This is a genomic window from Nitrosospira briensis, assembly GCF_900115125.1.
Taxonomy (GTDB): domain Bacteria; phylum Pseudomonadota; class Gammaproteobacteria; order Burkholderiales; family Nitrosomonadaceae; genus Nitrosospira; species Nitrosospira briensis_A.
In genome coordinates this window covers 1108855-1120707 of record NZ_FOVJ01000001.1, presented here as the reverse complement: position 1 = coordinate 1120707, position 11853 = coordinate 1108855, and the positions used below count along the sequence as shown (strand labels likewise).

Sequence of the window (11853 nt, the reverse complement as noted above, 5' to 3'; positions counted from 1 at the left end):
GCCCCGTCATGGCAGGCGCTGTCGACTGTTAACTTCCAGCACGTGTTTTACAGTATAGCGCCGATACATGAAGACAAATGTTTGTCACCGTACAGACGTCTGCTCATATCCGCTTATTATTGCAAGGTATTCGCTTCCACATGACGTCGAAGCGCTGGTGCAGATCCGGCATTTTGCTAATTTCTCTGGGAGACGGTTATGAAAGCAAAGAGGTTATTCTATCTGGGAACGCTCCTGCTCGTGACTCCGGCACTGTCTGGTTGTTGGCTGCTCGCCGTTGGGGGTGCAGGCGCGTATGGGGGGTACAAGGCGAAAGAGGAGGGCTATACCCTGCAGAACCCGGTTAAAAAGGAGAGACCCGGAGAACAGCCAGACCGGGACTAAAAGGTCGAAACATCGCGAACGCCAGGAAGTTGTTCCTCGGTATTGAGGACGGGGATTACCGATTTCAAGCCGCGCGGCTTTGCCATGCTTTAACCCATGTCTCGAACTCGTCGGCGTCCATAGGCCAGGCATAAAGGTAACCTTGACCCTCCTTGCAAAAAACGCTCTGCAGAAATTCAGCCTGAGCCTGAGTCTCCACGCCCTCCGCAATAATGCGCAAGCCGAGATTGAGCCCCATGGCTACTATGGCGGACGCGATGGCTTCAGCATCGATATTGCCTGGCAGATCCCGGACGAAGGAGCGGTCGATCTTTAACCGGTCAACAGTAAACTGCCTCAGGTACGAAAGGCTTGAGTAACCGGTGCCAAAATCATCGATCGCGACCTTTACTCCGAGAGCGTCCAATTCCCTTAATTTTGCCAGGGTTGGTTCTACGCCCTGCATCACCACGCTTTCGGTAAGTTCCAGTTCCAGGCAGCCCGGCAATAGTCCCGATTCCTTGAGCGCGCGCTTGACCACATCAATGAAATCGGTTTGACGGAATTGCACTGCCGAAACGTTGACCGAGATGCATGCCTCAAGTAATCCGCGCTCGCGCCACGATTGAGCCTGACGGCAGGATTCGCGCAAAGCCCATTCTCCTAGCGTGAGAATTAAACCTGTATCCTCTGCGACAGGGATAAATCGGCATGGTGAAATCAACCCGTGCTCAGGGTGGCGCCAGCGCATCAGCACTTCCGCGCCGATAATGCCTTCAGTTGCAAGTTCGATCTGCGGCTGGTAGACGAGAAACATTTCCGCGCGTTCAACCGCCCCGCGCAAATCGTGTTCCAGGCCGAGCCGTTCAATCGCTCGTGCTGTCATGTCGGCCGAGTAGAACTGATAGCGGTTCCGGCCGGCTTCTTTGGCGGTATACATGGATGCATCCGCGTTGCGTAACAGGATGCCGGGTTCGGTGCCGTTATCAGGATAAATACAAATGCCGACGCTTGCAGTCAACAACAGCTCGTGCTCTTCGATGCAGAATGGGTGCGACACTCCCGAAATCAGTTTTTCAGCAACGCGTGCCGCATCCTCCGACGTTTCGATCTCGCTCAGAAGAACCACGAATTCATCGCCTCCAACCCGGCTTACCGTGTCAACGCTACGGACCGAGGCTTGCATGCGTTCGGCAACGGCTTTCAGCAAGCTGTCACCAATATCGTGACCGAGCGAATCGTTGATCGGCTTGAAGCGGTCCAGATCTACGAACAGTATGGCGAGGCGGGTTGATTGCCGCGCCGCGCGCTTGATGGCGACCTTCATGCGATCCGCCAGTAGCGCGCGGTTGGGAAGTTTTGTCAGCATATCGTAGTGGGCGAGGTTCAGGATACGCTGCTCAGCTGCCTTGCGTTCCGTAATGTCGCGTGCAAGGACTATGAAACGAGGCTCCAGTCCCGGATCGACATGCTTGCGGGAAACGGAAAGTTCGAACCATACGTTGCCTTCCGGAAGTTCCAGCTTCAATTGCTTGCCGGACGAGAGGCCTTTTTTCCTCGCCTCCAGCAATGCCGAGGCGATGGTGTCCGCGGCGGCGGGCGGAAGGACGTCTGAAACCTTTTTTCCCACCAGGTCTTCAAGATGCGCACCCCGCGAGTCGGGATGGCGAACGGTATGACAAACATGAACGCAGCCATCGTCGTCAAGCTCGAACAGCAGGTCGGGTATTGCGTCGAGCGTCGCCTGCAGTTGGCTTCGAGCCGCCAGAATTTCACTTTTTTGACGCTCCTGCTCTGTAATGTCGCGGACCATGGAAACAAAATAGTCGACCTTGCCGTCGTCCCTTCGCACGCATTTGACATCGATACTGGCAAGCATGATTGATCCATCCTTGCGGATGAAGCGCTTGTTCGCCGCATAGCCCTCGGAATGTCCATTTATAATGCGTTCGCGCTCGGCGATATCCTTATCGATGTCGTCCGGATGAGTCATCTCAACCCATGTTTTTTCCGCAAGCTCCTCGCCGGAATAGCCGAGCATTTCGCACAACTGGTTGTTGAACCGCAGCCAGCGCCAGGTGTCGGGCGAGGTAATCGCCATGCCGATGAATGGAAGGTCATAAAAATACTTTAGCAGGCGGTCCTGCTCCGCAGTACGGACAATGAGTGCCAATTGGTGAGCGCGCTGCTGCTGACGCCATAACAGAAGCACTACCACGCTCACCGCAGCCATTGCTATCAGAATTACTACGCTGACCCAGAACACCAGGGTCCACAACTGTGCGAGTACCTCGCTGTGGTCAATTTTGGCGAGCAGCCGCCATTCGCTACCCTCGATCGGCCGGTAAGCAGCCAGAACAGGCTCCCCGCGGTAATCCACGCCAGTTGCCGTTCCACGTTGTCCCTCTTGCGTTGCGACAGTGCTCGGTAGCTCTTTTCTGGCCTTCAGGGACCGGTGCTGCGATGCGCCAGCTTCGGAGTGGCGCCATTTATTAAGGTAGGTGATGTTTTCACCATCTTTACGTATGAGCAGGCTTTCCGCGCTCATACTCTTGCCAGGCCATTTTTCGACTAGCGGGAGCAGAAATTCCTCAAGATCCGCCCGCAAGACTACAATAGCGACGGGTTTCTTGCTCGGCGGGTCAGGCACCAGGGGCACCACGATATCCAGGCGCGGTTTTCCGTTTTCATCCAGAAACAGATCGCTGCTCTGCATATGGGATGTTTGTATGGCCTGGGGCAGCAATGCCCTGGTAGCAGCGGGTAGTGTTTGCGTTTCGCCCAGCGCCAGCAGAGGCCGGCCTGCGGTGTCCATCAGAAGCACCGACTCGTAACTATAAGCTCGCCGTACGGCTTCCAGCCTGTTGCGGATGAGTTGGCGCAGCCGAACGTCGCTATCATGTTCCAGATTGGCCACGCGTTCGATAAATGCCTGACTCACCGCTATTGCTTCCGCATCACCGTTACGCTCGGCGAGCCATAGCTCGATCTGTCCCGCTTTCAGGTCGACGATGGTTTGCAGATCCGCATAGGCGTCCCGTTCCATTTCCGGACCGTATACCTTGACAATGCCGATACTCACCAATGGCGCAACCATTACCAGTGAGAAAAACATCAGCATCAAACGACTTAGCGGGACCAGCCCCGAATCGGAGCCTGCTACGACTGCCGGAATGGATTTGTTCCGCCCCAGCTTGAGAAGAATATAGAAGAGGCCACAGCTAATTGCGACAAGAACAAGTTCTTTCGCCAGATAGGCGTTCCCGCGCAACACCGGATCATCCAGGGTGAGCGAAATCAAGTAGCCGGCGACTACGATCCACAGCGTTGAAAAGGCAGCGTAGAGCAAAACAATGAGCCATGGGGAGCGACTCGTCATATAACGGCCGTGCAGGAGAGAAACTTTATCATCATGGCGTAAAAGGCCTTCTCCTCGCGTGGCGCTGCTTGCCTCGCTCATGTGTGGTTATTGATTGTAACTCAGAGGCGATCAGGCTTCGCCTTACAGGAGATGCGGGCACAGTTGAGCATAAGAGCACCCGCTTGTCTGTGTGATTGCTAACAATGGGAAGACCAGGGTGACGGTCCGCTTCATCTTATTGCACGAGGTGCACCTTATCTTATATATAATACGCATACTGTCACGAGGAACATCATGAAAAACAGGTTCTCCCCTACCACCTTCATTCTGCCCGTTTCACTCATTTTGTTTCTGCCGGTAGGCGCGTCTGCCGGGGACAGCTGCCGTAACATCCTCGCGGATGGATTCTATAAGGAATACGCAAAGAGCAACGTCCAGCGTAGGGACCGGTCGATGTATGCGGACTTGTGTTCTTTAGACTTTCAGCAAGCCAGTAACGCAATAAAACGCGTGCAGCAGACGGGGGCCGATCAAGCGCCCGGTCTGACATATGGACTGTACAACCTTGACGAGGTTGATGTGGATGCCGGCGGCAACCCGAAAGTTGGGTCGCCGGTTCCCGATGTGAGCGAAGAAAAATTCGGCCAGTGGAAGAGCGGCTATTGCTCGAAGAGTTCCCCAGCGGATTCCTCCCAGGCGGCTGAGTTCCTGATGCAGAAGACTGTTGGCGGGAGCACGTCGTCCCCAGCGCCTGCGGTTGATTCCTGGGCCGCCTGCAAGAAGAAGCAGCAGGGGCTCACATGTTGGGCTGCGCCAGCCCCGGCATCAAGCGGGGGACAAAACGAAGAGTTTCTGCTGAATGTCAATTGGACAAAAACGGGATCTTCCCAATCCCGGACACCGCCGGAGATAAAGTATTCTTTTCTGACCAGGGGCGCGGTCTCTAAATTCGAAGGCGCTCCAGCTAAAAGGATTTTGCCGGCTGATTACAAGCTAAGGGCGGGAACTTTGCAGATCCCTGTCGTGCGGCCAGCGGATACGGGAGTATTCGCCAGTCTCAAGGTCAATCACGGCGGGACAGAACATAGCTGCAAGGTTTTTGTGCCGGGGGAAAGGGACTTTACACTTTCGGAGCCTTTCCTCAATCGATTGAAGTTCAGGTATCCAGGCTAATAATCACGATTCCTGACTCTGATCATTTAATACGTTCCCTCAGCGGGGCAACTCCGGAGATCGACTATGTGAGGGCCGCCACGCCCTTGAGCACATCCTCGAATTGCTGGACCCGGTAATCCGGCATCACGTTTTCAAAGGATTTTACGCCTTGGTTGGAGTCGATAAAAATACTTTTGATGCCAACCTGCTTTGCCCCGTGGATATCCCGGAACATGTCGTTGCCCACCCATATCACTTCGGCCGGTTTGAGCTTCAGCTTGTCAAGCGCTCTTTGAAAAAGACGTGGATCCGGTTTCCGGAACCCATAATGACTGGAAATGACGACCGGCCCAAAATAGCCTTCCAGCCCAACTGCTCGAATCTCCGGAAGTGCGTAACAGGACTGGGCGTCCGAGATGAGCGCAAGGCAATACTTTGCCTGCAACTCGTTCAATACTCTTTTGACGTCGGGATATAACTGAAGGCGATGGCGGGAGATTGCACGATAAATATGCGCAATAACCTTGGCCAGTTGCCCTCGGATAAGTTCCGATCTAATTCCTTCCTGCATGAGGAATTCGTTCCATATTGCTTCCACGTCAATTTCCGGATATTCCTCGCCGCGGACTTCTTTCTGCTGTTTCATGATCCGATAGTAGCGTTCCCGAACCTCCCAACGGTGCAAATACACACCATGGTATGTCAGATAGTGAGCAATCGCGCGGTAGATTTCCTCCTTTGATTCATCGGTCTCGATGTCGATCAAAGTGCCGTAGAGGTCGAACACTATGCTTTTTATTGTCATACTTTAAACCCTCCAAACAAGTTCGAGGTAGAGCGGTTGTGACAAATCGGGATGCTGCAAGCGCGCCAGGCAGGTCCCTAGCTTAGTCCACGATGCCAGAGAGTGCAACGCGGCGGGAGCTCGATTTCGCGCAATTCATCCCACAGGCAACCGCCACTTCTGTGGAGGGATTACTGCGAGGTTCTCTTACCTCAATGTTTTCCTGGCTTCATCCCGTAATTGCCAGCTGTAGCTTCCCTCAACCCAGGTATTGCGCGCGATACGCAGGAGCGTAAGTCCCGCATAAAAGGGCGTACGCCGGGTAATGGCGGCAAAAGCAGCGTCACGGTCGGGAAATTGGCAAGCGTATTCCCACAGGAAGTGCCCGATAAAAGGCTCGGCCAACCATTTGTCACCCGCCTGCTGCATGAAAAAATGCTGGAGTTCGCCGACGACCCTACCCAGATCAAAAACCCTGTCTGCCGACTTCATTCGTTCCAGATCGATAATGATTACCCAAAGGCCGTCACCAAAGAGAATATTAGCGGGAGTCACATCGCTGTGGACAAGGACCTGCTGGTCTTCCCACATACAGGCTCTCCCTCGCCATTGGTTCTTTAGCTGATGGAACTCGCGGACCTCCTCCCATCCGGCGCGTCCGGCATTTGTCAACTGCTCCATAATGCGGTTGAAGTATTCACATTCCTTGTTGAAGTCCACCTTGTTATCAATCACAGTGCGGTTGTGCAGGGTGGCGAGAAAATAAGCCAGGGCGGTCAGTTTTTGAAAAAGTGCGTCTCGGGCATTTCGCCGGATCGCGTTGACGATGAAATCCGTGAGAGGCACCCCGTAACAGAATTCCTCGACCAGTACTTTATTAAGGTTGGCGTTCCGCCCCAAAGGGCGCACCACATAATGCGGGTAGCCGGTAAAACCGATGTTACGCAAATGGTTTAAATTATTGAACTCCCGTTCCATATGGCGCAGCGCCGCTCCAGGATCAAGACCCGGAACGCCGCCAAAAAATTTTCCGATAATGCGAGCCTGGCTGTGCTGGTCTTCGTAGAGGTAGACATGGTGGGAGGCGGGAAGCTGGTAAACCCGAAAGTCAGGACAACTTGCATTCAAGCTCAGCAGTGGGAGGATGTCGCAACGAAGGTAGGCAAAAAAAGGGTCATCCGCCGGTAGATGGCCGAGGTATTTCATGCGAGTTGCTTTTTCTAAGTATTTCCCTTGCATCTGCAGCAGTTCATGCAGGCGCTTTTACGTGTTCTTTCATGCTAAATCACATTAGTACAGAATAGAAGCATTTACCAACGCGATTAATGCGTCAATGGCGAGATTCATTGCTTTGCAGCATAAACTGTTTCCCCATGAACTGGCATCCATATTTGAACGCGGTTTTCAACATAGCGAAAGCTGAGCGAACCCGGCCTTGGCAAGCTTGCGGGTGGCGGCCGGGATGACCATCCCTATTTCCGAGGAGCCCGACAGGGATGTCATGGTCGTGGGCGGGGGACCGGCCGGTGCGATGTGCGCGCTCATGCTTGCTCGCGGTGGTGCGCGAGTAAGCCTTGCCCATTGGAGCGGCTACGCTCCCGGCGGCATTGAACTTGTGTCCGGTCATGCACGCAGCATTATCGAACGGCATTGTTCCAGCTTTTTTCGGGAGGCCGTACCCGGAGTGGAAGTCCACGAAACAATATCCGTGTGGGATACGCCCGAGCCCGTTACATTCAACGCCATGTTCAACCCGTGGGGTCCCGGCGTGGCCGTGGAACGCCAACCCTTCGATCGAGCATTGTGCGATCTCGCCCGAGCGGCGGGCGTATCGATCGTTTCCGATGCCAAAGTTACAGGAATTGAGCGGCGGGGCGACCGGTGGCGCATTTTGATGCGCCTCGCGAAAACCTCCGCGGATGAGGCGGGAAGCAGTGGCGTGTGCAGCGCCAGTTTTCTGGTCATTGCTACCGGACGTGTGGCGGCGCCTTTTTTAGAGCGCTCGCCATTGGTCGAATCATCACAAATAGCGCTGATGACATTGTTGCAGGAGCGAAGCGATAAACCTTGCGCCGCGCCGGCCCATGCCCCGCAGCATGCCCTCTATATCGAGGCGACGGATAAAGGCTGGTGGTACGCCCTGCCGGCTATGGGCGGCAAATATTTCGCGGGTTTTTGTATTGACCGAGATGAGCTGAAACGGAGGCAGGTCCCATTGAAAGATTTTTTTTTCCAGGAACTGCAACGTACTCGGCTGCTCGCTCCCCGGCTGCCGAGTACTCAGGGCATGCAGCCGATATCCGGGCGTACGGCTGGCGCAGGTGCATTCATCAGCGCCGCGGGAGATGGCTGGCTGGCAGTTGGCGATGCGGCTTATGCGCCGGATCCTCTGAGCGGAATGGGAATCAAATGGGCGATCGAAACCGCCGAGCTGGGAGCACGCACGTTGCTGGAAGAGATGCAACGCGCGACGCAAAGCCCGACGCACCGCAATTCATCCACCGGTTTTGCGGGATATGAAGACGCCATTCGCGCCCGCGCCAGTCAACAAGATAAAACAGCCGCCTATCATTACGGCCGGTTTCAAAAGTGGAAGCATAAGTAAAATATGCTGAGATCCCGTACATCTTGTACCCGTCATCGTCCAAAACGCGATGAACCGAGTTCCACGTCGGCCCGCGCCCAGGATTTTTTGAAACGTGTCTCGATAAGCGCTGCCTCATCGTACTTCTTCTGAGCCCGCAACGCTTGCATCAGCCCATACAGCGCCCAGCCGCTATCACGGTTGCGCCGCAGATCTTCCCAATACACCGTCTCCGCTTCAGCCGGACGCCCCGCTTCCAGCAGAATCGCGCCCAGCGCCAGCCGCGGCGGGTAGTGCCATTCCGACGGCTCCGTGTATATTAGAGCATCCTCGAGGCGAACCGCGCGTTCAAGATGCGCGACTGCGGAATCAAATTGCCCCCGCGCAGCGGCGATTTCACCCGCAAGTACCTCAGGCCCGACCTGTAACACGGTGCGCGGCGTATTTTTCGAAAAGAGCGGACCATCGAGTGAGGGATCTTTCATGATCTCATGCAACGCGCCAAGTTCCTTCTCGGCCTGGCCGAGCTGCCGGGTCGCTACGTACGCCAGACCTCGCACATGATGCCAGCTGCCCTTCAAAAATGTGTTGGTGGAGGGTGGCGCCGGTTCCTCGAGGATCTCCTTCCAGTGCCCGAATCTTGCCAGCGCCCAATACGGCACCATACGGAACACGGCGGTAAACGGCATCTCCTTCAGCACCTCATCGTTTATCTTGGCGGCAATCTCCCGCGCAGACTTGATCGCAACCCTGCTTTGACCATCGGCAGTGGCCGCAAACCAGAGAAAATGAATGTTATGGGGATAGTACGCCATCGGGTATAAGCCTTGGGCGCGGCACTGGGCGATGTAATCCTCATCAGCGGCGATTGCGAGACGATTGCTCCTCATCGCGTCCGCGTACCGCCCGACCCGCTGATAAATGTGCGATGGCATGTGTATCATATGCCCGGCGGCTGGCATCAGCGTCAACAGGGTGTCGGCTGCCTTCTCCGCGCGCTCGGGCGTAGCCGTTGGCTCGATGAGGTGAATATACATATGCAGTGCGGCGGGATGGGCAGGGTGGCGGCGCATCACGTCCTCGGTGAGCGCCACGATCTCAGCCGTTCCCTCATGTGGGCGTCCATCGGGCATCCAGTAGCCCCAGGGACGGAGGTCCATCATCGACTCCACATAAAGCATCGCAATGTCAGGGTCATCCGGAAAGCGGCGGTGTACCTCCCGCATCGCGTCCGTATAGGCCTCGTCGTTTGCCGTGCGATGCTCTGTTTTGCCCGAATAACGCTTGTCGAGAGCGCTGATAAGCGCCTGCTCTCTCGGCGACGCATTACCCATAAGCGACTTGGCCTGCTGCACCATCTCGAGAGCCTGCGGCTCCTCGTTCGGTTCCATCATCGCGTTTATGTTGGGACCGAGTACGAGTGCCTGGCCCCAGTAAGCCATCGCAAGCGTGGGATCGAGCCGGGCGGCTTCGCGGAATGCGCGGCGCGCCTCGGCGTGGTTGAAACCATACGCAAGATTAAGCCCCTGGTTGATGAATAGCTGTGCCTGTTTGTTCCGCGTGCTGACAGGAAATATGTGAGAACCGAGTTCTTGCAGCCTGGGGGCAAGTTGGCCGTCCGGTCCCGGCTGCTCGGCCCCGTCTGATTTCTCATAATGTTTGTGGCCTGCTCCAGACACTGTAGAGCCTGCTGCAGAGCCGTCGCGCTGTTTCGCTGGCGCTTCCTTGGCAACCCGAGTGTCAGCCTGAGCGCCCGCCTGGGCGTCAGCATGAGCAAATGAACCTGGTACGCTTATAACAGATAGCACCAGTGCTGACATCAAAAGCTTCAATGTATGGAATGGCATAAATCTCCCAAAAAAACGTAAATTAAAACGACCGGTCGTATTCGATAAGAGCAAAAAAATTACGCTCTGAAAAACTCGCCTAACAACTGTTCACAACACTGCTTGACGGGCATGGACGACTTTTCTATTTTCATCCTCAATAAAGCTCCCTGCCAGGTATTTATCAATAAATCCGCCATGTCTTCCGCTGATTTATCCAGCCTTACCGTACCCTGCTGTTGCGCCTTGGCCAAACCGGCCTGCAATAAATCGCGGTAGCGCTGCACCGCCGATTGGAGAGATTTCTGGCAAACCTCGCTGGTATCTCCTATTTCTCCCATCAGATTTCCCAGCAGACAGCCGCCTCTAAACTGGTCCTTCTCCAGCTCCGCTATGAGTTCATCGAAGTAAAGCCGTATCGCGCCCAATGCATCCGTCCCGGATTGTTGTAAATGAGCGGCTAAACGCGTAATGAATGGATCGATATAGTGTTGAATGACTTCTGCGCCAAAATTTTCCTTGCTTCCGAAGTAGTTATAAAAAGAGCCTTTGGGAATGTTGACCGCATCCAGGACCTCCTGCAGTCCCGTACCATGATAACCCTGCCCCATGAGCATGGTTACACCCTGGTTTAACAGGTTTTCTCTATTGGTCTCTTTTTTTGTTGATCTGGTCATGTACAAATGATACGACCGGTTGTCTTACTATGTCAAGAGACGCTAATTCCAGTCATGGCGCCTCGTTTGATATCGGGGTTCAAGGACGCGGAGATTCAAGGAACCGGAGTTTTGGGGTGGATTAGCGTTAGGGAACGCCTGTGTTCGTCGTCGCCGGTTTGGGACGCCAGAAATGGATAAAGCCGCCGACGAGCCCCGCAAGACCTGCCACCAGTAACAGAAAACCCCATCCGGTTCCGCCATTGCCGGTATGAACATAGTCACCCGCCTTTCTTACTTCCAGAGGAATGCTGACGAGATTATCCGTTTTTCCCGAGGCATCGTTGCCAATCAGCAGCACCTTATACTTGGCGAGCGGCTCCAGGTTAACTGCAAGGGGAATGTTTCCGGAAGTATATTCTGTAGCCGGCACGGACAAAACCTCGCGCTCTTCCCCGCCTTCCACTTTCATCAGTCGCACGGCAAGTGGAGTGTCCCGAACCTCTCGCGCAAGTATATCTATCACAAGATTCAAGGCGCCGGCGGGTACTGGCGAGCAAAAGGGAGGATATGAAGGATGGTCCCCATCCGGCACGACGTACGCATTGAAGCCCACCGGAAAAGCGCCTGTCTCGACGACACATGCGCCGCCGGAGATAGACTCTTTTTGGGTCGCGTGATTGTCTGGGCGGTGAAGTTGCAAGATCCCGCTCGAGGCTTCGGCTTGTTGGGCAAGAACGCTCGGCGAAAATGCCAGGGCCATCAGTGGCAATGCTAAATTGAGTGCTATGCGGAAAATTCGTTGAGCCATGCTTGTTTTTCTCCTATTGCTTGAGCCCGAGGAGCAGACTTGATACATGAGTGCAACATTATGCCGTAGATGTCCTTGATGTGTAATAACTCCTGACTCTCGAATCGGAAGTAAAAAAACGGGCTTTAAATTTTAGCTACCCCCGGATTATCCATTCAATGTAGCGATTGCATAGTCCATTCTTCCTGTTGGAACATACAGCAGAGCCGCGTAGGATGCATATTCCGTTTTTCGCTTTTTACCCGCCTCGTTGGATCCGCTCAATAACAAAGGTTATAGGCGTCCTGCGGAATTGATTCTTCTGGTATACCGG

9 protein-coding genes are annotated in these 11853 nt (G+C 54.6%); 3 read left to right on the top strand and 6 right to left on the bottom strand.

What is annotated here, in order from left to right; translation table 11 throughout:
• Nucleotides 1-198 precede the first annotated feature (198 nt).
• Entirely contained in the window at nt 199-384 is a 186-nt protein-coding gene (locus BMZ14_RS05060; protein ID WP_074795236.1) for a hypothetical protein, read from the top strand.
• A 64-nt stretch (nt 385-448) separates the two neighbouring features.
• Here BMZ14_RS05060 and BMZ14_RS05055 read toward each other — a convergent pair whose 3' ends face one another.
• Nucleotides 449-3823, bottom strand: coding sequence for a bifunctional diguanylate cyclase/phosphodiesterase (locus tag BMZ14_RS05055; RefSeq protein WP_256208397.1), 3375 nt, complete (start codon nt 3821-3823; stop codon nt 449-451).
• Nucleotides 3824-4018: 195 nt separating this feature from the next.
• Between BMZ14_RS05055 and BMZ14_RS05050 the strand changes: the two genes are divergently transcribed.
• Nucleotides 4019-4897 (top strand): hypothetical protein, encoded by an 879-nt coding sequence (locus BMZ14_RS05050; protein WP_074795234.1) that lies wholly within the window; start codon nt 4019-4021, stop codon nt 4895-4897.
• A gap of 64 nt (nt 4898-4961) precedes the next feature.
• On the opposite strand, the gene BMZ14_RS05045 is transcribed toward BMZ14_RS05050, so the two are convergent.
• Together BMZ14_RS05045 and BMZ14_RS05040 are read right to left on the bottom strand one after the other, a co-directional pair.
• Nucleotides 4962-5684, bottom strand: coding sequence for an HAD family hydrolase (locus tag BMZ14_RS05045; RefSeq protein ID WP_074795232.1), 723 nt, complete (start codon nt 5682-5684; stop codon nt 4962-4964).
• 186 nt (nt 5685-5870) lie between these two features.
• A complete protein-coding gene (locus BMZ14_RS05040) occupies nt 5871-6869 on the bottom strand; it encodes a phosphotransferase (RefSeq protein ID WP_074795231.1) in 999 nt (332 codons plus the stop codon).
• A 256-nt stretch (nt 6870-7125) separates the two neighbouring features.
• On the opposite strand from BMZ14_RS05040, the gene BMZ14_RS05035 reads away from it, so the two are divergent.
• Nucleotides 7126-8268: an NAD(P)/FAD-dependent oxidoreductase gene (locus tag BMZ14_RS05035; RefSeq protein ID WP_074795229.1), complete on the top strand. Its 1143-nt coding sequence runs from the start codon at nt 7126-7128 to the stop codon at nt 8266-8268.
• A 32-nt stretch (nt 8269-8300) separates the two neighbouring features.
• On the opposite strand, the gene BMZ14_RS05030 is transcribed toward BMZ14_RS05035, so the two are convergent.
• The 3 genes from BMZ14_RS05030 to BMZ14_RS05020 form a co-directional block, all read right to left on the bottom strand.
• On the bottom strand, nt 8301-10094 hold the full coding sequence (locus BMZ14_RS05030; protein WP_074795228.1) for a hypothetical protein: 1794 nt from the start codon (nt 10092-10094) through the stop codon (nt 8301-8303).
• A 59-nt stretch (nt 10095-10153) separates the two neighbouring features.
• Complete coding sequence (locus BMZ14_RS05025) at nt 10154-10750, bottom strand: TetR family transcriptional regulator C-terminal domain-containing protein (protein WP_074795226.1); 597 nt, start codon at nt 10748-10750, stop codon at nt 10154-10156.
• 127 nt (nt 10751-10877) lie between these two features.
• Nucleotides 10878-11540 carry a hypothetical protein gene (locus BMZ14_RS05020; RefSeq protein ID WP_074795225.1) on the bottom strand — a complete coding sequence of 221 codons (663 nt, stop codon included), beginning with the start codon at nt 11538-11540 and terminating at the stop codon, nt 10878-10880.
• Nucleotides 11541-11853: the final 313 nt, after the last annotated feature.

Excerpts from the sequence above, each read along its gene's own strand:
- BMZ14_RS05060 (WP_074795236.1), top strand. The coding sequence starts at position 199 with ATGAAAGCAAAGAGGTTATTCTATCTGGGAACGCTCCTGCTCGTGACT.
- BMZ14_RS05055 (WP_256208397.1), bottom strand. The coding sequence starts at position 3,823 with ATGAGCGAGGCAAGCAGCGCCACGCGAGGAGAAGGCCTTTTACGCCAT.
- BMZ14_RS05050 (WP_074795234.1), top strand. The coding sequence starts at position 4,019 with ATGAAAAACAGGTTCTCCCCTACCACCTTCATTCTGCCCGTTTCACTC.
- BMZ14_RS05045 (WP_074795232.1), bottom strand. The coding sequence starts at position 5,684 with ATGACAATAAAAAGCATAGTGTTCGACCTCTACGGCACTTTGATCGAC.
- BMZ14_RS05040 (WP_074795231.1), bottom strand. The coding sequence starts at position 6,869 with ATGAAATACCTCGGCCATCTACCGGCGGATGACCCTTTTTTTGCCTAC.
- BMZ14_RS05035 (WP_074795229.1), top strand. The coding sequence starts at position 7,126 with ATGACCATCCCTATTTCCGAGGAGCCCGACAGGGATGTCATGGTCGTG.
- BMZ14_RS05030 (WP_074795228.1), bottom strand. The coding sequence starts at position 10,094 with ATGCCATTCCATACATTGAAGCTTTTGATGTCAGCACTGGTGCTATCT.
- BMZ14_RS05025 (WP_074795226.1), bottom strand. The coding sequence starts at position 10,750 with ATGACCAGATCAACAAAAAAAGAGACCAATAGAGAAAACCTGTTAAAC.
- BMZ14_RS05020 (WP_074795225.1), bottom strand. The coding sequence starts at position 11,540 with ATGGCTCAACGAATTTTCCGCATAGCACTCAATTTAGCATTGCCACTG.